This is a genomic window from Rhodococcus sp. NPDC058532 (assembly GCF_042719255.1).
Classification (GTDB): domain Bacteria; phylum Actinomycetota; class Actinomycetes; order Mycobacteriales; family Mycobacteriaceae; genus Rhodococcus_G.
This window is the reverse complement of the sequence record NZ_JBHXNU010000015.1, coordinates 1-20701: the sequence shown is the minus strand read 5'-3', so window position 1 is coordinate 20701 and position 20701 is coordinate 1. Positions and strand designations below refer to the sequence as shown.

At 70.5% G+C, this 20701-nt stretch carries 21 protein-coding genes and 1 pseudogene; 12 read left to right on the top strand and 10 right to left on the bottom strand.

Translation table 11 applies throughout. The features are described 5' to 3' along the window. Nucleotide 1 precedes the first annotated feature (1 nt). Genes ACFWQG_RS17365 through ACFWQG_RS17355 form a run of 3 tightly spaced genes read left to right on the top strand, consistent with a single transcriptional unit; the run spans nt 2 to nt 3365 of the window. Nucleotides 2-838 (top strand): mycofactocin-coupled SDR family oxidoreductase, encoded by an 837-nt coding sequence (locus ACFWQG_RS17365; protein WP_378508883.1) that lies wholly within the window; start codon nt 2-4, stop codon nt 836-838. Then, entirely contained in the window at nt 838-1686 is an 849-nt protein-coding gene (locus ACFWQG_RS17360) for a mycofactocin-coupled SDR family oxidoreductase (RefSeq protein WP_378508882.1), read from the top strand. Before ACFWQG_RS17365 ends, ACFWQG_RS17360 begins: the two co-directional genes overlap by 1 nt. A gap of 17 nt (nt 1687-1703) precedes the next feature. Beyond that, nucleotides 1704-3365 (top strand): FAD-binding protein, encoded by a 1662-nt coding sequence (locus tag ACFWQG_RS17355; protein ID WP_378508881.1) that lies wholly within the window; start codon nt 1704-1706, stop codon nt 3363-3365. 87 nt (nt 3366-3452) lie between these two features. Here the strand turns inward: ACFWQG_RS17355 and ACFWQG_RS17350 are convergent, their stop codons facing one another. The 5 genes from ACFWQG_RS17350 to ACFWQG_RS17330 all read right to left on the bottom strand — a co-directional run bounded on the left by ACFWQG_RS17350 (nt 3453) and on the right by ACFWQG_RS17330 (nt 9031). Beyond that, nucleotides 3453-5078 carry a flavin-containing monooxygenase gene (locus ACFWQG_RS17350; protein WP_378508880.1) on the bottom strand — a complete coding sequence of 542 codons (1626 nt, stop codon included), beginning with the start codon at nt 5076-5078 and terminating at the stop codon, nt 3453-3455. 254 nt (nt 5079-5332) lie between these two features. Further along, nucleotides 5333-6262, bottom strand: a complete 930-nt coding sequence (locus ACFWQG_RS17345) for an MBL fold metallo-hydrolase (protein ID WP_378508879.1) — start codon at nt 6260-6262, stop codon at nt 5333-5335. Nucleotides 6263-6374: 112 nt separating this feature from the next. After that, nucleotides 6375-7475, bottom strand: a complete 1101-nt coding sequence (locus tag ACFWQG_RS17340; RefSeq protein WP_378508878.1) for a CaiB/BaiF CoA transferase family protein — start codon at nt 7473-7475, stop codon at nt 6375-6377. Between the two features lie 93 nt (nt 7476-7568). After that, nucleotides 7569-8513 carry an esterase/lipase family protein gene (locus ACFWQG_RS17335; RefSeq protein WP_378508877.1) on the bottom strand — a complete coding sequence of 315 codons (945 nt, stop codon included), beginning with the start codon at nt 8511-8513 and terminating at the stop codon, nt 7569-7571. Nucleotides 8514-8608: 95 nt separating this feature from the next. Continuing rightward, nucleotides 8609-9031: a hypothetical protein gene (locus tag ACFWQG_RS17330; RefSeq protein WP_378508876.1), complete on the bottom strand. Its 423-nt coding sequence runs from the start codon at nt 9029-9031 to the stop codon at nt 8609-8611. A gap of 35 nt (nt 9032-9066) precedes the next feature. Between ACFWQG_RS17330 and ACFWQG_RS17325 the strand changes: the two genes are divergently transcribed. Then, nucleotides 9067-9549, top strand: a complete 483-nt coding sequence (locus ACFWQG_RS17325) for a DUF456 domain-containing protein (RefSeq protein ID WP_378508875.1) — start codon at nt 9067-9069, stop codon at nt 9547-9549. Between the two features lie 179 nt (nt 9550-9728). Here the strand turns inward: ACFWQG_RS17325 and ACFWQG_RS17320 are convergent, their stop codons facing one another. Together ACFWQG_RS17320 and ACFWQG_RS17315 are read right to left on the bottom strand one after the other, a co-directional pair. Further along, nucleotides 9729-10469 (bottom strand): amidohydrolase family protein, encoded by a 741-nt coding sequence (locus tag ACFWQG_RS17320; RefSeq protein WP_378508874.1) that lies wholly within the window; start codon nt 10467-10469, stop codon nt 9729-9731. 66 nt (nt 10470-10535) lie between these two features. Further along, nucleotides 10536-11903 carry an FAD-dependent oxidoreductase gene (locus ACFWQG_RS17315; RefSeq protein ID WP_378508873.1) on the bottom strand — a complete coding sequence of 456 codons (1368 nt, stop codon included), beginning with the start codon at nt 11901-11903 and terminating at the stop codon, nt 10536-10538. Between the two features lie 308 nt (nt 11904-12211). Here ACFWQG_RS17315 and ACFWQG_RS17310 point away from each other — a divergent pair, with 308 nt between their 5' ends. The 6 genes from ACFWQG_RS17310 to ACFWQG_RS17285 are packed head-to-tail and all read left to right on the top strand — an operon-like array spanning nt 12212 to nt 17962. Then, nucleotides 12212-12628 carry a rhodanese-like domain-containing protein gene (locus ACFWQG_RS17310; RefSeq protein WP_378508872.1) on the top strand — a complete coding sequence of 139 codons (417 nt, stop codon included), beginning with the start codon at nt 12212-12214 and terminating at the stop codon, nt 12626-12628. After that, nucleotides 12625-13848 (top strand): O-succinylhomoserine sulfhydrylase, encoded by a 1224-nt coding sequence (locus tag ACFWQG_RS17305; protein WP_378508871.1) that lies wholly within the window; start codon nt 12625-12627, stop codon nt 13846-13848. The genes ACFWQG_RS17310 and ACFWQG_RS17305 overlap by 4 nt, the downstream gene beginning before the upstream one ends. A gap of 29 nt (nt 13849-13877) precedes the next feature. Then, nucleotides 13878-14813, top strand: a complete 936-nt coding sequence (locus tag ACFWQG_RS17300) for an ABC transporter substrate-binding protein (protein WP_378508870.1) — start codon at nt 13878-13880, stop codon at nt 14811-14813. Nucleotides 14814-14859: 46 nt separating this feature from the next. Next, on the top strand, nt 14860-15855 hold the full coding sequence (locus ACFWQG_RS17295) for a FecCD family ABC transporter permease (RefSeq protein ID WP_378508982.1): 996 nt from the start codon (nt 14860-14862) through the stop codon (nt 15853-15855). Further along, nucleotides 15852-16622 (top strand): ABC transporter ATP-binding protein, encoded by a 771-nt coding sequence (locus tag ACFWQG_RS17290; protein ID WP_378508869.1) that lies wholly within the window; start codon nt 15852-15854, stop codon nt 16620-16622. Before ACFWQG_RS17295 ends, ACFWQG_RS17290 begins: the two co-directional genes overlap by 4 nt. Then, a complete protein-coding gene (locus tag ACFWQG_RS17285) occupies nt 16622-17962 on the top strand; it encodes a bifunctional adenosylcobinamide kinase/adenosylcobinamide-phosphate guanylyltransferase (protein ID WP_378508868.1) in 1341 nt (446 codons plus the stop codon). Before ACFWQG_RS17290 ends, ACFWQG_RS17285 begins: the two co-directional genes overlap by 1 nt. Nucleotides 17963-18030: 68 nt before the next feature. Here ACFWQG_RS17285 and ACFWQG_RS17280 read toward each other — a convergent pair whose 3' ends face one another. The 3 genes from ACFWQG_RS17280 to ACFWQG_RS17270 form a co-directional block, all read right to left on the bottom strand. Next, nucleotides 18031-18792 (bottom strand): HAD-IIA family hydrolase, encoded by a 762-nt coding sequence (locus tag ACFWQG_RS17280; RefSeq protein WP_378508981.1) that lies wholly within the window; start codon nt 18790-18792, stop codon nt 18031-18033. A gap of 87 nt (nt 18793-18879) precedes the next feature. Then, nucleotides 18880-19356, bottom strand: coding sequence for a VOC family protein (locus ACFWQG_RS17275; protein ID WP_378508867.1), 477 nt, complete (start codon nt 19354-19356; stop codon nt 18880-18882). Between the two features lie 90 nt (nt 19357-19446). After that, nucleotides 19447-19977, bottom strand: coding sequence for a C40 family peptidase (locus tag ACFWQG_RS17270; protein ID WP_378508866.1), 531 nt, complete (start codon nt 19975-19977; stop codon nt 19447-19449). Nucleotides 19978-20147: 170 nt separating this feature from the next. Between ACFWQG_RS17270 and ACFWQG_RS17265 the strand changes: the two genes are divergently transcribed. Then, nucleotides 20148-20501: a YidH family protein gene (locus tag ACFWQG_RS17265; RefSeq protein WP_378508865.1), complete on the top strand. Its 354-nt coding sequence runs from the start codon at nt 20148-20150 to the stop codon at nt 20499-20501. 99 nt (nt 20502-20600) lie between these two features. Beyond that, nucleotides 20601-20701 (top strand): annotated as a pseudogene (locus ACFWQG_RS17260) (glucose-6-phosphate dehydrogenase (coenzyme-F420)); the annotation flags it as partial.

Below are 20701 nucleotides of genomic sequence, written 5' to 3'. Positions count from 1 at the left end.
CATGGCCGCGCTCCCGCAGGTCACCGGCACCCGCATGGCGGGCCGGGTCGCGCTGATCACCGGCGCCGCGCGCGGGATGGGCCGCAGTCACGCGATCCGCCTGGCGCAGGAGGGCGCCGACCTCCTCTGCCTCGACCTGCCCGGCCGTGCCGGCGAGACGAACGCCGACCTTGCCGAGACGGCGGAGACGGTCCGCTCGCTGGGGCGCCGCGCGGTCGAGTCGACCGCCGACGTGACCGATCCCGACGCGCTTTGTGCGGTCGTCGAGCGGGGCGTGGAGGAACTCGGCAGGCTGGACGTGCTGGTCGCCAACGCCGGGATCTACGCCAACACCGGACCGACCTGGACTCTCGACCCCACCGCGTGGCGGACGATGCTGGACGTCAACGTCACCGGCGTGTGGCACAGCGTCAAGGCCGCGGCGCCGCACATGCGCGACGGCGGCGCGATCGTCGTTATCGCCTCGACCGCTGCGATCCGGGCGGTACCCGGTGCCGGTCACTACAGCGCGAGCAAGCACGCGGTCATCGGCCTCGCGCGCAACCTGGCCAACGAACTCGGCCCCCGGTCGATCCGGGTGAACACCGTGCTTCCCGGGTCGGTGTCGACGTCGATGATCATGAACGAGGAGACCTTTGCGCGGATGTGCCCCGACGTGGAGAACCCAACGGACGAGGACCTGGCCGACCGGTTCCGGGCCAACCACCTGCTGCCGGTGCCGTGGGTGGACCCGGTGGACATCAGCAACGCGGTGTTGTACCTGGCCTCGGACGAGGCGAGGTACGTCACCGGAACGGAAATCGTGGTCGACGCGGGCCTGACCCAGAAGGTGTCCTGATGAGTGAGCGACGCGAGAACTCAGGGCGGGTCGAGGGCACCGTCGCACTGGTCACCGGTGCCGCACGCGGTGTCGGGCGGGCCCAGGCGGTGCGCCTGGCGGAGGAGGGCGCCGACATTATCGCGATCGACCTGTGCGGTCCGGTGCCGACCCACGATGGTCCGCACGCCACCGCACAGGATCTCGACGAGACGGCGCGGCAGGTCACCCGACTCGGCCGCAGGATCGTCGCGGAGGTCGCCGATGTCCGTGACCTGCCCGGGCTCGAGGCCGCCGTGCAGCGCGGTGTCGACACCCTCGGCCGGCTCGACACCGTGTGTGCCACGGCGGGTATCGGCGGATCGGCTCCGGTACTGGAGATGGGGGAGGAGGTCTGGCAGAGCATGCTCGACGTCAACCTCACCGGCGTCTGGCACACCTGCACGGCGGCCGTCCCGCACCTGCTGCGCACCGGCCGCGGTTCGATCGTGCTCACCAGTTCGATTGCGGGGCTGCGTGGTCTGCGCAACGTCGGGCACTACGTTGCGGCCAAGCACGGCGTCGTCGGTCTGATGCGGACACTGGCAAAGGAACTGGCGGACAGCGGCATCCGGGTGAACACCCTGCATCCGACCAATGTCGACACACCGATGATCCAGCACGACCGGGTGCGGCGGGCGTTTCGGCCGGACCTCGACGATCCCACCCGGGAGGAGTTCGCCGAGGCGGCAAGGACCATGAACCTGCTGCCGATTCCGTGGGTCGACCCTGTCGACGTCGCCAACGCCACCCTGTTCCTGGCGTCCGACGAGGCCCGCTACATCACCGCCGCCGCCCTGCCCATCGACGCGGGCGCCATCCACAAGTGAGCACAGAGGAGTCAGCCATGACCGAACTCAACCGGGACTGGGATCACGAGGTCGACTTCCTCGTGGTCGGCAGCGGGGCCGGTGGCTTCAGCGCCGCACTCGCCGCCGCGGCAGGCGGCCTCGAGACCCTGATCATCGAGAAGTCCGCCGTCTACGGGGGATCCACCGCGCTCTCCGGCGGCGGGATCTGGGTGCCCAACAACCCCACGCTGCTGCGCGAGGGACTCGGGGACACCCGAGACGACGTGCGGGCCTACCTCGACGCGGTCGTCGGGGACCGGGTGCCGACGAAGAACCTCGACGCGTTCATCGACGAGGGCCCGAGGATGGTCGAGTTCCTCGAGAACTCGAGCCCGCACATGCGTTTCCAGTGGTGCACCGGCTACTCGGACTACCATCCCGAGGCGCCGGGCGGTCGGCCCGACGGGCGTTCGATCGAGCCGTTGCCGGTCGACCTGCGCAGCCTCGGTGCGGACGAACACCTGCTCCGCCCGGCGGCGCTCGCGACCCCGCCGGGGTTGTACATCACCTCGAAGGACTTCGTTTCGCTCAACATGGTCATGCGGACCTGGAAGGCGCGTCGGGTCGCGCTGCGGACCGGGCTCAATGCCGTGAGGGCACTGCTGCTGCGGCGGCGCATGGACACCCTCGGCCGCGCGCTGATCGCCCGGTTGCGGCTCGCGCTCAGGGACGCGGGGGTGCCGCTGTGGCTGAGCACCCCGATGACCTCCCTCGTCGTCGACGAGTCCGGGGCCGTGCGCGGGGTGGTCGCCGAACGCAACGGCCGGACCACCCGGATCGGGGCCCGCAGGGGAGTGCTGCTGGCCACCGGCGGATTCGAGTGGAACGAGGACATGCGCAAGCGGTACCTGCCCGAGGGCGGCCGGGACAACTTCAGCGCCGGATCCAAGGACAACACCGGCGACGGCATCATTGCCGGTGAGGCCATTGGCGCGGCAGTCGATCTCATGGACGACGCCTGGTGGATGCCGTCCTTCCAGCTGCCGAACGGGCAGGTCACGGTGATGGTGGCCGAGCGGTCGATCCCGCAGGCGATCATCGTCGACCAGCACGGTAAGCGGTTCACCAACGAGGCCGCGCCGTACGTGACGTTCGTGCACGATCAGTTGGCAGGTGGACACGGTCCGGCCTGGTTCCTGTTCGACGAGCGAGCCAAGAAGCGGTACCCGGTGGGCGGGATCATGCCGGGCATGAAGTTCCCGCAGGCCTGGCTGGACTCCGGGCTGATCGTCACCGCCCCCACCATCGCGGAGCTCGCCGGGAAGATCGGGGTTCCGGCGGCGGCCCTCACCGGGACCGTGGACCGGTTCAACGAGTTCGCCCGGCACGGTCGCGACGAGGACTTCCACCGCGGGGTGAGCGCGTACGACAACTACTACGGCGACCCGACCCTGCCGCGGCCGGTGCTCGACGAGCTGAACCACGCGCCCTACTACGCGTTGCGCATGCGGGCCGGTGACCTCGGGACCAAGGGCGGGCTCGTCTACAACGAACACGCCCAGGTGCTCCGCGGCGACGGGACGGTCATCGACGGGCTGTACGCGGTCGGCAACGCCTCCGCCGCAGTGATGGGCAACGACTATGCGGGAGCCGGCGCGACCATCGGACCGGCCATGGTGTTCGGCTACATCGGCGCACGTCACGCCGCCGCGAAGTAGGCACCGGACAGCAATCGCCCCTTCCGTCGAACGAGACGGAGGGGGCGATCGTCGTCGGATCGGTTGCGGGACACCGATCGGGCCCGGTCACCCCGCGAGGATCGCGAAGCCCTTGTACCCGGATTCGGCGACCTCGGTGATGATCTCCCGATACGCCGAGAAGCCGCCGAGGAACGGCATGAACACCCGCGGCCGGCCGGGAATGTTCGCGCCGAGGTACCAGGAGTTCGCGGTGTTCAGCAGCGATGCCTCGGCGCGGGTGCGGCATTCGTCGACCCACTCGCCGACCGCGTCCTCGGTCCCCTCGATGCCGAGGGCGCCGCGCGCGTCGAGGTGGGCGATGGCGTCGGCGACCCAGTCGACGTGCAGCTCGGAGTGCAGGACCATGTTCGCCAGCACCGAGGGGCTTCCCGGGCCGGTGAGGTTGAAGAAGTTGGGGAACCCGGCGACACCGAGACCGAGGTAGGTGCGCGGTCCCGCGGCCCACGCCTGCTTCAGGCTGCGGCCGCCGCGTCCGACGATCTCGAACTTGTCGAGCGACCCGGTCATCGCGTCGAAGCCGGTGGCGAGCACGATCACGTCGAGGTCGTAGTGCGCTGCGGTGGTGTCGATTCCGGTTTCGGTCATGCCGACGATCGGTGCCGCCTTGAGGTTCACCAGTTCGACGTTGTTGCGGTTGAAGGCCTCGTAGTAGCCGCTGTCGGTGACGATGCGCTTGGCGCCGATCGCGTGATCGGACGGCACGAGCAGGTCGGCGATCGCGGGATCGTCGATGACGGACCGGACCTTGTCCTCCCAGAACTCGCGGGCGGTGTCGTTCGCGGCCCGGTCGGTTAGCTGGTCCGGGAAGGTCTTGGAGAACAGCACACCACCGAGCTTCCAGCGCTCCTCGTAGGCGACGCGGCGTTCCTCCGCGGACGCGTCGAGGGCATTCTTCGGGTGCGCGCGGTGCGGCGATCCGCCGCCGCTCTCCCGCGACAGCTGGCGCCGCTCGGCGTAGCCAGCCTTCTGCTCCGCGCGGGTCGCGTCGTCGAGCGCGGTATTGCCCGCGGGCACGCTGTAGTTCGCCGATCGTTGGAAGACGAACAGGCGGTCGGCCTGCTCGGCCATGTGTGGGATCGACTGGATGCCGGACGAACCGGTGCCGATCACTCCGACGCGTTTGCCGGTGAAGTCGACGCCCGCGTGCGGCCAGTGCGCCGTGTGGTGCACGTCCCCGGCGAAGGAGTCCAGGCCGTCGAAGGCGGGGGTGTTCGCATGCGAGAGCGGTCCGGCGGCCACCACGAAGAAGCGAGCCGAGACGACATCGCCGCGATCTGTTCGCACCGTCCAACGCAGGGTTTCCTCGTCGAGGGTCGCGGAGGTGATGCGGGTGTCGAATCGGATGTCGCGGCGCAGGTCGAAGCGGTCTGCGACGTGATTGAGGTAGGCCAGGATCTCCGGCTGCGTCGCGTACTTCTCGCTCCAGTTCCACTCCTGCTCAAGTTCAGGGGAGAACGAGTAGGAGTAGTCGACGGACTCGACATCGCAGCGGGCGCCCGGGTAGCGGTTCCAATACCAGACACCGCCGACCCCGGATGCGGCCTCGAACGCCTGGACGGTCAGGCCCTGCTGACGGAAGCGGTGCACGGCGTACATCCCGGCGATGCCTGCACCGAGTATGACGACGTCGACGCGGCCGGTGAGGGTGGGTGCGGAATCCTGGTCGTTCACTGAATGTCCCTCCACAAGAACGAATCTGCGTGAATCGGACCGGCATCTTCCGGCCTCCGCGGTTCACGGCGATATGCTCACGCTATGACTGGGCAGCTCGCGTGAGCACCGTGCTTCCCGCCCACCGGGCGGTTTTGGGCGATGGCGGGCGCGGCTTGCAGGCTTGACTATCCGCGTGGGCCACGGATCTCGACCTCGATGGCGAAGTCGGCTGGCGACCGTACTGTGACGAGCTGGGTCTGCGTTGTCCTCTGTCACTCGATGAGCTGCTGTGCAGCGTGGTGATCGTGAGTGGGTATGACACGCACGCGGTGCCGCGCCACATGGAGGCGATGCAGTGTCGAGAAGGCGGCGTCGCGGTCGTTGTCGGCGAACCGTCCTGGAAAGCCGGTCTTTTGGCGCAGGCGATCGACTTGCTCGTAGTGCCACGCGGCGTCTCCAGCAAGCAGGACCCACCCTCGTGTCGTGCGGGCAAGGACACCGACGCTTCCGGGGGTGTGCCCAGCCAGCTCGACCAGGACGACGGAACCGTCGCCAAAGACGTCGTGGCTTGCCGTGAAGGTCGAGATGGGTGGCCCGTCGAGGTCGTAGGTCACGATCGTGCGGGGCGCAGACAACGAGTCCCGGACTCCGCCGTGGGGTGCTATGGCGCCGTCCATGATCCAAGCCCGTTCGCTCTCCCGCAGGTGGACAGGGAGGCCTGGCATGTCCAGCAAGCCCGACACGTGATCCCAGTGGGCGTGCGTCGGCAACGCGAAATCGAGGGGGTATGGCTCCATGCGCAGCGCGTCGGCGGTGGCGATTGCCCTGCTTGTCGGTCTCATGGCCATGCGTAGGGGGCCACCAGGAAGCTCATGGAGGGCTCGTGTCTCGGGGTTGCGGCACAACCCGGGGTCGACGATGAACGTCGCGTCGGGGTGCTCGACGACGAAGGCCGTGAGGGAATTGGCGACTCTGTGCACGGTGCGCCGGCCTTCGACGATGCCGATTTCCGGTACGAGCCGGGGAATTTGGGGCAGCGGTCGGACTCTGACTGTGCGGATCCCGGTCGGCAAACCAACATCGACGATGGACTCAAGCAGTCGCCGGTCTGGTCGCCGGGGTCGCAGGCTTCCGCGCACCGATTCGGCTGCGGCGGACAAGTACTCACGCGCCTTCGGGGTGTGAACGAGTGCGCTGACCATCGGAGGTGTCTCCTTCACACGCGGGGGCGCCACCGCGACCGTCGGAAGTGCCCGATGACACCGGCGATGGTCGTGCCGCGGGACCCGGCACGACCATCGCGGGTGATTCCGGTCAGCGCCAGAGGCCGTCGATGTCGGTGGCCTCGGTCGCCGGCGGGGTCGGCAGGTCCGGCTGGGTGCGGGAGAACCGCGGCGCTGGCCGGTGCTGGACGACCCGGTCGAGCTCGACGAGCGAGCCGCGGGCCGCGATGTGCGCGTTGTCCGGGGCCTCGGCGAAGGTCAGCACCGGGGTGGTGCAGGCGTCGGTGCCGTCGAAGATCACCGCCCACTCGTCGCGGGTCTTCGACAGGAACGTCTCGGTGAGGATCTTGCGCAGATCCGGCCAGCCGTTCCGGTCGTTCTGGCCGGGCAGCGCCGCCGGATCCAGCTCAAGCAGGCGCAGCAGCTCGGCGTAGAACTGCGGCTCGATCGCCCCGACCGCCATGTACTTGCCGTCGGCGGTCTCGTAGGTGTCGTAGTAGGGGGCGCCGGTGTCGAGCATGTTCACGCCGCGCTCGTCGGACCACAGGCCGGTGCCGCGGAAGCTCCAGATCATGTGCGAGAGGGCAAGAGTGCCGTCGACCATCGCCGCGTCAATGACCTGGCCCTTGCCGGAGGTCTGCCGCTCGACGAGGGCGGCGAGGATGCCGAACACCAGGAACATCGAGCCGCCACCGAAGTCGCCGACCATGTTCAGCGGCGGGACGGGGCGCTCCCCTTCACGGCCGATCGCGTGCAGCACACCGGTCAGCGAGATGTAGTTGATGTCATGACCCGCGGACTGCGCGAGCGGTCCCTCCTGGCCCCAGCCGGTCATCCTGCCGTACACCAGCCGCGGGTTGCGCTCAAGTGCGACATCGGGGCCCAGGCCCATCCGCTCGGTGACGCCGGGGCGAAAGCCCTCGATCAGCACGTCGGCACGCTCGAGGAGGCCGAGCACCTTCTCGATGTCGGCGGGATCCTTGAGGTTCGCCTCGACGACCCGGCGGCCACGCTGGGTCTGGTCGTGGCGGGCGTCGGGGCCCGGAATCTGCCCGGCCCGCTGCACCCGCACGACGTCGGCGCCGAGGTCGGCGAGCAGCACCGCGGCGTGCGGGCCGGGGCCGATCCCGGCCAGTTCGACGACGCGGATGCCCGCGAGCGGGCCCTTCCCTGACACAGCTTCAGCGGTCACGACTCTCCTCGTTTCTGGGGCGCGGTGCGGCCCGATCGACTGACCGTAACCCGAGACGGGGCGCCGGTGTGCCGTGGGTCACGATCGGACCGCTCACCAGTTCCCGGGGAAGAGGAACCCCTGCGGCATGCACGGAACGGGGGCCGCGTTGTCCGGGTCGAGGGCGCCAAGCACGAAACGCCACGACCGCTCGTTGTACAGCGTCGAGACGTGGTCGCTGCGGTCCTGCGGGCAGCCGTCCTGGAGCAGAATGTTGGTGACGTTCGGCCCGTCCAGGTACTGGTTCGTGTACGGGGTGACCACCTCGTCGTACTCGGTCACGATCGTCGTGTAGGTGACCCCGGGGCGGGTGTCGCCGTTGCCGTAGACCTCCCGCTGCACCGGACTGTCCAGCGCCTGCTGGATGAGGGCGGGGGTGATCGCCTCCAGGCCGCGGTACACCGCGGGCCCCAGCGGCGGGAACATGGTGCGCATGAACACGATCCCGTTGAGCGAGGTGCCATGATTGGACGGCGAGATGCCGACCATCTTGTCCACGTACCGGTCGCCGCCGAGCACGTTGAGGTAGTACAGCGGCATGATCCCGCCGCCCTGAGAATGCCCGACGAGGTCGACCTTCGCGGCGCCGGTGAGGGCCCGCACCTCGTCGACCTTGGCGGCCAGTTTCCGGGATCCGGACCGGATGTCGTCGAGGCCCTGGAACGGAATCTCCGACAGCCACACCGGGTTTCCGTAGTTGAACGAGAACACGCAGTAGCCGTTGTTCTTCAACAGTGGGGCGCCGGCCTGCCAGGCCAGCGACTGGTTGGTGCCGGTCGGATTCACCAGAATGACCGGGTTGGGATGTTCCTCCGACGGCGTGCAGTTCGGGTCGTTCGCGCCGGGCGGTGACGCCTCCGGCAGCATGCCGACCCCAAACGCCGCCCCCAGATCGAACGGAACGGGCAACGGCCCGAACTTCACCGGATCCGCCGACGCGGTCCCCGCACCGACCGCGATCCCCGCCGCGACGACCAGTGCCGTCGTGAGCGCGCCCAAACCGAATCGTCCCCGAACTCTCACGGTGCCCCCTCGTGACTGCCGCCCGGGAATCCGGGCAACATTGCGGGGCAACCTATCACGACCGGCCGCCGCTACAGCAGGCCCGCGACGAATCCGGCGAAGAGTACCGCGAAACCGCCGATTTCGCCGACGATCAGCGCCGCCATCGACAGGTGCAGCGGGACGCCTGCGTGCGCGAACTGATTGTCGGTGTCGCGGCGGGCGCCGTGCAGGATGTAGCTGCCGATCGCGGCGACGAAGAAGAACACCACCACCGCGGCGGCGGTCAGGTTCACGCCCGTCGGCCAGGCGCTGAGCTCGACGAACACCGCGATCAACGCGGTCGCGAACGCGTACATCAGCGCGGCGCGGTGCGCGATGTCGACGTACGGGTGCGCCAGGTGGTTCTCCGAGGTCGCCATCTGCCGGTACTTCCAGACGCCGAGGCCGAGCGCCAACAGGAAGATCAACCCGGCCGCCAGCAGTGTCATGGTGGTGTCGATGCCCAGTTCCATGGCCGACCATCCTGCCCTCTGGCACAGTGACGCCCGTGAGTGCGGGTGCGGAGGTACTGGTCGGGCTGGCGATCCTGGTCGGATTGGTCGGCGTCGTGCTGCCGATCCTGCCCGGTGCGCTCCTGATCCTCGGGGCGATCGGGGTGTGGGCGGTCGTGGAGGGAACCGCAACGGCCTGGGCGGTGTTCGGTGTCGCCGCCGCGCTGCTGGTGATCTCGGGGGTCGTCAAGTACACCTGGCCGGGCAGGCGGATGCGGGACGCCGGGGTCCCGAACCGGTCGCTGGTGATCGGGGCCCTGCTCGGCATCGTTGGGTTCTTCGTGATCCCGGTGATCGGCCTGCTGCTCGGGTTCCTGCTCGGCACCTACCTGTCGGAGGCGCAGCGGCACCGCACCCACGCCGACGCGTGGCGGTCGACCGTGCACGCGACCAAAGCGGTGGGCCTGTCGATCCTGGTGGAGTTGCTCGGCGCGCTGCTGGCGTCCGGCGTCTGGCTGGCCGCCGTCGCACTGGTCTGACCGCGTCACCCCGGCCTGACCGCGTCGCACTGACCTGACCGCGTCACCCCGGCCTGACCGAATGTGGGATTCGGTCACATGAAGTGACCGAATCCCACATTCGGTCAGGCGGGTGGGCGGTCTGGCGGGCCGGGCGACACGGTCAGGGGGTGGGGTGGTCTGGCGGGCCGGGTGGGTGGTCAGATGCGGTAGAAGGCGCGGGCGTTGCCGCCGAGCACGGCGTCGAGGTCGGCACCGACCGCGTCCGCGACGGTCTCGAGGTCGCGCTGCTGGTAGGCGCGGCGCGCGCGGGTGCCGGGCAGGTCGGTGCCGAACATCAGCGCGGTGGGGTTGACGGTGTGGATGCGGCGCAGGGCGTCGCCGACGTTGTCCATCGTGGCCCGCCCGAAACCGGTCGCCTTGACCTTCGCGCCGCGGTCGACGAGGTCGAGCAGGTAGGGCAGGCCGCGGGTGGACATCCCGAGGTGGTCGATGCTGACGGCGGGCAACTTCTTGAACACCGGCTCGAGCGAGAGCAGCAGCGTCGCGTCCACATAGAACTCGGCGTGCCAGCCGGCCAGGTCCCAGGCGCGCAGCGCCTGCGTGGTCAGCAGTTTCAGGTCGGTGGCGCTGCGCCTGAGGTTGAAGCGGACGGCCCGGACCCCCGCACCGTCGAGGGCGAGAATGTCCTCGTCGGTGGCGTCCGGGTCGAGCTGGGCGACCCCCACCCAGCCCGCCCCGAGCTCGGCGAGCGCCGCGACCAGATAGTCCTGGTCGGTGCCCTGATACGACGCGGTCACGACGGCGCCGCCGTCGACGCTCACCCCGAGGTCGGCCGCCCGGGCCCGGTAGTCGGCGATGGTGAACGGCTCCGGCAGGTAGCCGTGATTCTCGACCAGCGGAAATCGCGGATCGATGATGTGAACGTGCGCGTCAAACACAGATGAAGCATGCCCTGTCGATGACGCGAGCGTGGCCTCCGGGAGGCCACGCTCGCGCATGGTTGTCTACTGCTGCGACGCGCGCAGCATGTCCTCGCGTTCGACGACCTTGATGCGTTCGCGGCCGTGCGGCTCGCCGAGGCTGCGCTCGTGGGCGTCGAGCCGGTACCAGCCGTCCCAGGTGGTGTACGGCAGGTTCTTCGCCTCCAGGAATTCGATGATCGCGTTCTCGTCGGGGGAGGCGGCGCCCGCGAAGGTCGGGGCGTCCGCGAGCAGGTTCGCGACGGTCTCGTTGGCGTCGCCCTTGGTGTGCCCGATCAGGCCGACGGGGCCGCGCTTGATCCAGCCGGTGACGTAGGTGCCGGCGATGTGCGTGCCGTCCTCGCCGATGACGCGGCCCGCCTCATTGGGGACGGTCCCCGCCTGATCGTCGAACGGCAGCTTCGCGATGTTCTGCGACAGGTAGCCGACGGCGCGGTACACGGCCGTCACGTCCCAGTCGTTGAACCTGCCGGTGCCGCGGACGTTGCCGGTGCCGTCGAGTTCGGTGCGCTCGGTGCGCAGGCCGACGACCTTACCGTCCTCGCCGAGCACCTCGGTGGGCGACTCGAAGAAGTGCAGGAACAGCTTGTGCGGGCGGTCGCCCGCGTCGCGGATCGCCCAGTCCTGCAGGGTGTTGGCGACCATGTCGACCTGCTTCGAGTTGCGGCGCGCCTGCTCGGAGCCCTCGTCGTAGTCGATGTCCTCGGGGTCGACGATCACCTCGATGGTCGGGGAGTGGTCGAGTTCGCGCAGCTCGAGCGGCGTGAACTTGGCCTGGGCCGGTCCGCGGCGGCCGAAGACGTGCACCTCGACGGCCTTGTTGCCCTTGAGTCCCTCGTAGACGTTCGCGGGGATCTCGGTGGGCAGCAGTTCGTCGCCGGTCTTGGCGAGCACCCGGGCGATGTCGAGGGCGACGTTGCCGACACCGAGGACGGCGACCTTCTCGGCCTCGAGCGGCCACTCGCGCGGCACGTCGGGGTGGCCGTCGTACCAGGACACGAAGTCGGCGGCGCCGTAGCTGCCGTCGAGGTCGATGCCGGGGATGTTCAGGGCGCGGTCCGCGTTGGCGCCGGTGGAGAAGATCACCGCGTCGTAGAAGGTGCGCAGGTCGTCGAGGGTGATGTCGGTGCCGTAGTCGAGGTTGCCGAGCAGGCGGACCTGGGGCTTGTCGAGCACCTTGTGCAGGGCGGTGATGATGCCCTTGATGCGGGGGTGGTCGGGGGCGACGCCGTAGCGGATCAGTCCGAAGGGGGCGGGCATGCGTTCGAAGAGGTCGATGCTGATGCCGCGGTCGGCGGCGGTGTCGGACTTCATGAGGGCGTCGGCGGCGTAGATGCCTGCGGGGCCGGCGCCGACGATGGCCACTCGGAGCGGACGATTCTGGTCAGTCATCTCGAACGAACTACCTTTGCGACTAGCGGACGGACGGTTCGGTGTGCGGACCGGATCGCAGGGGCCGTGCCTCGGGCGTACCGCCGCGGTCCCCAGCTTACTGAGCCGTACCTAACTTGTGTGGGCGGCCTGGGTCGACCCCTCAACTGTCGATACTCCGCCGCCGCGGCCCCCTTCGCTAGGGCAGCGCGTCTTGAGGGGCCACAACCCGGGTTTGTGGCGGGTCCGGTCCCCGCAGATTCCGCGGTCCCGACCGCCGCGGGGGTCGTGGCGTGAACCGGTTTCCGGGGCTGTGAAAAACTGAGGCCATGAGCTATGCAGGCGACCTGACTCCGCAGCAGGCATGGGACCTGCTGCGCGAGCATCCCAAGGCGGTCCTGGTCGACGTCCGCACCGATGCGGAGTGGCGGTTCGTCGGTCTTCCCGACACCGCCGAACTCGGCCGCCCGCCGATCCTGATCGAGTGGGTGTCGGTCGCCGGAGCGCGCAACGACGACTTCGTCGGCCAGCTCAGGGGCGCCGGAATCGCCGGCGGCGAGGACGCCGAGGTGATCTTCCTGTGCCGGTCGGGGCAGCGGTCCATCGGAGCCGCGGAGGCCGCGACCGCCGCCGGGATCGGCCCGTCCTACAACGTGCTCGACGGGTTCGAAGGCGGTCTCGACGAGCACGGTCATCGTGGCGGTGCCGGGTGGCGTGCCGTCGGACTCTCGTGGAGGCAGTCGTGAGTGGAATCCCCCGTGGTGGCGCGTTTTCGAGGGCGTTGCCGGACACCGTCCGTCCGGCGACGCTCGGCGTCCGCGCCGGTGTGCTCCGCTCCGGCTTCGAGGAGACCTCCGAGGCCATCTACCTGAATTCCGGGTTCGTGTACGAGTCGGCGGAGGCCGCCGAGCAGGCCTTCACCGGCGAGGTCGACCACTTCGTCTACTCCCGGTACGGCAACCCGACCGTCACCATGTTCGAGGAGCGGCTGCGCCTGCTCGACGGGGCCGAGGGCGCCTTCGCGACCGCGTCCGGCATGTCCGCGGTGTTCACCGCGCTGGCGGCGCTGCTCGGCAAGGGGGACCGCCTCGTCGCGGCCCGCAGCCTGTTCGGGTCGTGCTTTGTGGTCTGCAACGAGATCCTGCCCCGGTGGGGGGTCGAGACGGTGTTCGTCGACGGCGAGGACCTCGACCAGTGGGAACAGGCGCTGTCGGTGCCGACCACCGCGGTCTTCTTCGAGACGCCGTCGAACCCGATGCAGACCCTCGTCGACGTCCGCCGGGTGTCGGAGATGGCGCACGCCGCGGGCGCGACCGTCGTCCTCGACAACGTGTTCGCGACGCCGCTGCTGCAGCGCAGCCTCGACCTCGGCGCCGACGTCGTCGTGTACTCGGGCACCAAGCACATCGACGGTCAGGGCCGCGTCCTCGGCGGTGCGATCCTCGGCCCAACGGACTACATCGACGGCCCGGTCAAGAACCTGATCCGGCACACCGGCCCGTCGCTGAGCCCGTTCAACGCGCACACCCTGCTCAAGGGGCTCGAGACGATGCCGTTGCGGGTGCAGCACTCCACCGACACCGCGCTGCGGATCGCCCGGTTCCTCGAGGCGGACGACGCGATCAGCTGGGTGAAGTACCCGTACCTCGAGTCGCACCCGCAGTACGACCTTGCCCGATCGCAGATGAGCGGCGGCGGCACCGTCGTCACGTTCGAGCTGGCCGCGGGCGAGGGGGAGGGCAAGAAGAAGGCGTTCGAGCTGCTGAACAAGCTGCGCATCGTGGACATCTCGAACAATCTCGGCGACTCCAAGTCGCTGATCACCCACCCGGCGACGACGACGCACCGCGCGATGGGGCCGGAGGGCCGGGCCGCGATCGGCCTGTCCGACGGTGTCGTCCGGCTCTCGGTCGGCCTGGAGGACCCCGAGGACCTGCTCGAGGACCTCGCGCAGGCGTTGCGCTGACCGTGCGGACGTCGGCGGTGGTGCAGCGGGTGTCGTGGCCCCGGCGGTCGGTGGTCGCGCTGGCCGCCGTCGTCGCGGTGGTGTCCGGCTGCGCCAGCACCGGTGACGGCGCAGGCGACCCGGCGCCGACCTCGGGCGGCGCGTTCCCGGTGACGGTGCGGTCGGGGGACGGCGACGTGACCCTCGCCGAGCGGCCCGACGCGATCATCTCGCTCAGCCCGTCCGCGACCGAGACCCTGTGGGCGGTCGGGGCGGGGGAGCAGGTGGTGGCCGTCGACGACCGGTCCGACCACCCCGCCGGGGTTCCCACCACCGACCTGTCCGGGTTCTCGCCGAACGTGGAGGCCATCCTCGGCCGCAACCCGGACCTGGTGATCGCGTCGGACGACCTCGGCGGCCTGGTGTCCGGCCTTGCCGCGGCGGGGGTGCCGACGCTGCTGCTGCCCGCCGCGCGGACCCTCGACGACGCGTACGAGCAGGTGGAACGCGTCGGTGTCGCCACCGGCCATGCCGATGAGGGGCGGGACCTGGCCGCGTCGATGCGGGAGCAGATCGACGCGGTCGTCGCCGCGACCCCGCGGCGGGACGCGCCGCTGCGGTACTTCCATGAACTCGACGACACCCTCTACACCGTCACCGGCGACACCTTCCTCGGTCAGGTCTACGGCCGGTTCGGGCTCGAGTCCATCGCCGACGGCACGGCCGGCGACCAGTACCCGCAGCTATCTACCGAGTTCGTGGTCGCCGCGGACCCCGACCTGGTCTTCCTCGCCGACGGCCAGTGCTGCGGCGTCACCCCGACGACGGTCGCGGCGCGACCGGGCTGGGCGGGGATGCGGGCCGTCACCACCGGGCAGGTGCACGTCCTCGACGAGGACCTCGCCAGCCGATGGGGGCCCCGGGTGGTGGACCTGGTCCGCGCGATCGGCGCGGTGGTGTCCGCGCAACCGGTCGCGGCGCGGTGACCCCGCGGTGGCCCTCGTCGGAGTGACCAGGACCGGGCGGGGCCCGATCCTCGCCGTCGCGGTGGTGCTGCTGCTCGCCGCGCTGGCCGTCGGGGTCACGGTCGGTCCGGCCGGGTTGACCGTGCGCGCGGTGCTGCTCGGCCTGCTCGACGCGCTCCCCGGGGTGGACGTCGACTCCGGTCTCACCGCGCAGCAGCACGCGATCCTGTGGCAGATCCGGTTGCCGCGGGTGGTGTTGGGCGCGGTGGTCGGCGCGACCCTCGCGCTCGCGGGCGCCGCCTACCAGGGGGTGTTCCGCAATCCGCTCGCCGACCCGTTTCTGCTCGGCGTCTCCAGTGGCGCCGGGCTCGGTGCGACCGTGGCGATCGTGTCCGGAATCGCGATGGGCTCCTTCGGGATTCCGGCCGCCGCCTTTCTCGGTGGGGTCGTCGCGGTTGCCGCAACCTACCTGCTCGGCCGCGGGATGGGGGGAGCGCGCAGCGAGGTCGTCATCATCCTCGCCGGGGTCGCGGTCGCCGCGTTCGCCAATGCGGCGCAGACGTTCCTGCAGCAGCAGCACGACGACACCCTGCGTCAGGTGTACAACTGGCTGCTCGGCAGGCTGAGCACCGACGGGTGGACGCAGGTCGTGATGGTGCTGCCGTACGTTCTGGTCGCGGTGGTCGTGATCGGCCTGCACCGGCGCGTCCTGGATGTGATGGCGGTCGGGGACACCGAGGCCGCCTCGCTGGGGGTGCATCCGGCGCGGGTCCGGCTGACCCTGGTCGCCGCCGCGACCCTCGGCACCGCGGCGGTCGTGTCGGTCAGCGGCCTGATCGGTTTCGTGGGAATCGTGGTGCCGCACGCGATCCGGCTCGTCGTCGGGCCCGGTCACCGGCTGCTGCTGCCGCTGTCGCTGCTGCTCGGTGCCGCGTTCCTCGTCCTCGCGGACGTGCTGGCCCGGACGGTCATGTCGCCAGCGGAACTGCCGATCGGGGTGGTCACCGCCGCGATCGGGGCCCCGTTCTTCCTGCTGGTGCTGCGGCGGGGGCGGGCGACGTGATCGCCTGCCGCGGGCTGCGGGTCCGCCTCGGCAGGGCGACCGTGCTCGACGGGGTCGACCTGGCGGTGGACCAGGGCGAGTGGGTCGCCGTGGTCGGGCCGAACGGCGCGGGCAAGACCACCCTGCTGCACGCGGTGGCTGGGCTGGTCCCCGCGACGGGGGAGGTGCGCGTCGGCGGGCACGACCCGGCGGTGGCGCCGCGCCGCACCATGTCCCGGACCGTGGCGCTGATGCCGCAGCGGCCCGTCGTCCCGGACGGGGTGAGCGTGCGCGAGCTGATTCTGCTCGGCCGCACCCCGCACCTGTCCCGGTTCGGCACCGAGACCGCGACCGACCACGCCGTCGTCGACGACCTCCTCGAACGGCTCGAATTGCATGCCCTCGCAGCGCGGTCCGCGACCGACCTGTCGGGCGGGGAGTTGCAGCGGGTGGTGCTGGCCCGCGCGCTCGCACAGCAGCCGCGGGTACTGCTCCTCGACGAACCGACCAGCGCCCTCGACATCGGACACCAGCAGCAGGTGCTCGACCTGGTGCACACGCTGCGGGCCGCGGACGGGCTGACCGTCGTCGCGGCCATGCACGACCTCACCCTCGCTGGCCAGTACGGGCGTCGGATCGTGATGCTCGCCGACGGCGGTGTCGTCGCGGACGGCACCCCCGCCGAGGTGCTGACCGCGGAGCGGATCCGGGCGGTGTACGACGCGCGGGTGGAGGTCCTGCACCGGCCGGACGGCCCCGTCGTGCTGCCGATCGGGCCGGGAACCTGATGGAGGTCGTGCTGCTCGGGACCGGTGCCGCCGACGGGTGGCCCAACCCGTTCTGTGGCTGCGCATCCTGCCTGACCCTGCTGCGGCGCGGCGAGATCCGCGCCCAGACCGCTGCCCTCGTCGACGACGTGCTGCTGCTCGACTGCGGACCGGAGGTTCCCCGGGCCGCCGCGCACGCGGGCCGCTCGCTGGCCCGGGTGCGGCACTTGCTGCTCACCCACGCCCACCCCGACCACACCGGGCCGTTGGCGCTGCTGATGCGGTCCTGGGTGAGCGCGGAACTGCTGGAGGTGATCGGCCCGCCGGAGGCGCTGGACCTGTGCCGGGACTGGGTCGGCCCGGACGGGCCGGTGCGGTGGGTACCCGTCGCGCCGGGGGCGTCGCTGCGGGTCGGTGAGCACCGGGTGCGGGTGCTGCCCGCCGCCCACCGGGTGATCCGGGACGGCGACGCGGTGCTGTACGAGGTCGAGGCCGTCGACGGTCGGAAACTGTTGTGGGCCACCGACACCGGTCCGTTGCCCGAGGCGACACTCGATGCGGTGCGCGGCGCCCGGTACGACGCGGTGTTCCTCGAGGAGACCTTCGGGGACCTTGCCGAGCACGCGCCCGACCACCTCGACCTGCGGACGTTCCCGCGCGCGCTCGCCGCGCTTCGCGAGGCCGGAGCCGTCGTCGACGGCACCGAGGTGATCGCCGTGCACCTGAGCCACCACAATCCGGTCGACCTGCCGGACAGGTTGCGGCCGTGGGGGGCTCGCGTCGTCGACGACGGAACGGTGGTGACCGTGGGAGATCGGGTGCCGGACGGGGCGCCTGCGCGCCGGACCCTGGTGCTCGGCGGCGCCCGCGCGGGCAAGTCCACGCACGCCGAGCGGCTGCTCGCCGACCGCGACGACGTGCTGTTCGTGGCGACCGGCGGACCAGCGGGCGACGACGCCGAGTGGGCGTCCCGGATCGCCGCGCATCGGGCGTCGCGCCCGGCGCCGTGGCGGACCGTCGAGACCGACGACGTGGTCGGGGTGCTGCGGGCGGCGACCGGGCCGGTGCTCGTCGACTGCCTCGGCACCTGGCTGACCCGGCGCATCGACGCGGCCGGGGCATGGATGGACGAGACGGCCTGGGGCGCAGTGCACGCCGACGTCGACGCGCTGCTGGCGGCGTGGCGTGCGGCGCGGGTTCCCGTCGTCGCGGTGAGCAACGAGGTCGGCAGCGGCGTCGTCCCCCCGACCGCGTCCGGTCGCCGCTTCCGGGACGAGCTCGGCAGGCTCAACGCAGCGGTCGCCGCCGCGTCGGAGTCGGTGGTCCTGGTCGTCGCCGGCCGTTCGGTTCCCCTCCGCTGACCCCGGCCGCGGGTTCCGTAATGTCACATTGGGTAACTCTGAGTGAGCCAATGTGACATTACGGAACCTCAGGGGAACGGGTTGGCGGTGCGGCCGACGAGGTCGGCGACCGAGTCGAGCACCAGCGTCGGGCGGTAGGGAAACGCCTCGACCGTGCTCCTTCCGGAGATGCCGGTGAGCACCAGGATCGTCTGCAGGCCCGCCTCCAGTCCCGAAACGATGTCGGTGTCCATCCGGTCGCCGATCATCAGCGTGTGCTCGGAGTGCGCCCCGATCGCCCGCAGCGCCGACCGCATCATCAGCGGGTTCGGCTTGCCGACGTAGTACGGGTCGCGGCCGGTGGCCCGGGTGATCAGGGCGGCGACCGAACCGGTGGCGGGCAGGGACCCGTCGCGGGACGGGCCGGTGGCGTCCGGGTTGGTCGCGATGAACCGCGCCCCGCGCTCGACCAACCGGATCGCGGTCGTGATCGCCTCGAACGAGTAGGTGCGGGTCTCGCCGAGGACCACGTAGTCGGGGTCGTTGTCGGTGAGCACGTACCCGATGTCGTGCAGGGCGGTGGTCAGGCCGGACTCGCCGACGACGTAGGCGGTGCCGTTCGGGCGCTGATTGTGCAGGAAGGTCGCGGTCGCGAGCGCGGACGTCCAGAGCGACTTCTCCGGGATGTCGAGGCCGGACTGCAGCAGTCGGGCATGCAGGTCGCGGGGCGTGCGGATGGAGTTGTTGGTGAGCACGACGAACGGGGTTCCGGACTCCTGCAGTTCGGTCAGGAACGCGTCGGCGCCGGGAACCAGGTGCTCCTCGTGGACCAGGACCCCGTCCATGTCCATCAGATACGTCCAGCCGGGGGCCTGCACGTCGGTGGTCACCCGTCCAGTGTGCGCGCCAGCCCACCGCCGCGCGCGTGGGGACGTCGCCTATTCGCCGTCATACGCCCTCTGCAACGCGCCGATGTCGAGCTTGCGCATCTGCATCATCGCCGCGACGGCCCGCTGGGCGCCCGCGGCGTCGGGGCCGCCGAGGATGGCGGGCAACGCCGACGGCACGATCTGCCAGGACAACCCGAACCTGTCCTTGAGCCAGCCGCATTGCGACTCCTCGCCGCCGTCGGCGGTGAGCGCCTCCCAGTAGCGGTCGACCTCGGCCTGGTCGGCGCAGTCCACCTGGAACGAGATCGCCTCGGTGAACGAGAACTCCGGCCCGCCGTTGAGCGCGGTGAAGTCCTGACCGTTCAGGGTGAACGCGACGGTCATCGCGGTGCCCGCCGGTTTGGGCATGCCCTCCCCGTACCGGCTGATCTCGCCGATCGACGAGTTCGCGAAGATTCCGGTGTAGAAGGCCGCTGCCTCCTCGGCCTGCGAGTCGAACCACAAGCAGGGCGTGAACTTCTGCATGACGGTCGGTCCTCTCGGTGCGATGTCGCGTGGACGTCGGTGTCCTCACATGGACTGACCGGAACCGCGGCCCGAACTCATCGGGTCCGGTCAGAACCGGCGGATCTGGTTGATCGGCGGCATCTGCGACAGCGGCATCAACCCGACCGGCACCCCGGCGCCGTACGCGTTGAACACCTGACCGAACCCGGCGTAGATGCCGACGTGATCGTTCGCGGCCCGGAAGGTGATGATGTCGCCGGGTGCCAGCGCCGCGAACGGAATCGGGGTGCCCGCCCACGCCTGGTCCTGACTGACCCGGGGCAACTGCACGCCCGCCTGCCGGAACGCCCACTGGACCAGGCCGGAGCAGTCCCAGGCGTTCGGTCCGACGCCGCCCCACAGGTACGGCTTCCCGGTTTGGGTGGTCGCGGCGGCGAGGGCGGTCAATCCGGCTGGCGAGGAGATCGGCAGCGGAATCGCCGAGCTGCCCGCACTGACCGACCCCGAGGAACTGCCCGAACTGCCGGCGCTGCCGACGGCGAGGGCAGGCGCCGCGGGCAGGGTGACCGCGCAGAGCGTCAGGGCAGCCGCGGCCCCTGCACGCCTCAGGTGACTTGTTCGTCGATGCGATGAGTTCACGGGCACGTCCTCCTCGGTCGGACACGGACAGCGGTCACTAGGTGGATCACGATCGGGTGGCGGTGTGTTACAGATCACGACCATTGTCGCCCGAATCGTCACCTCCGTCCTGCCGAGCGCCGCCCGCGCGTGGCCCGGCGCGTGACCTCCCGCCGTGACACGATGAGCCGGTGGCCGACGCCCCGAACCCACCGCCGAACCGCCCCGACGAGCGGTTCACCCTCGCCAGCGAGCGCACCTTCCTGGCCTGGATCCGCACCTCGCTCGGCCTGCTCGCCGGCGGCATCGCGATGGTGCACCTGGTCCCCGAGTTCGGCACCGGTTGGGTGCGCACCCTGCTCGGACTCGTCCTGATCCTCCTCGCGGTCGCGGCGCCGATCGCCGGGCTACACCGGTGGCTGCAGGTGCGGCGCGCGCTCGAGGCGGGTGCGCCGATGCCGGAGGAACGCGACCTGTGGGTGTTCGCCGTCGCGATCGCCGGGGTCGCGGCCTTCGCCGCCGTCGTCACCGTGCTCGGGTCCTGAGCGACCGGTCGGCCCCACTGCCGCATCGGTCCGGCGATTCGTTTAGCGTCGCGAGAGGCGCCGCGTCGGGCGGCAGCACCCCAGATCCCAGGAGGAACGGTGGCACTCAAGCTCGGGTACAAGGCGTCGGCGGAGCAGTTCGGGCCGCGGGAGTTGGTGGAGTTGGCGGTCCTCGCGGAGGAGCGGGGGATGGATTCGGC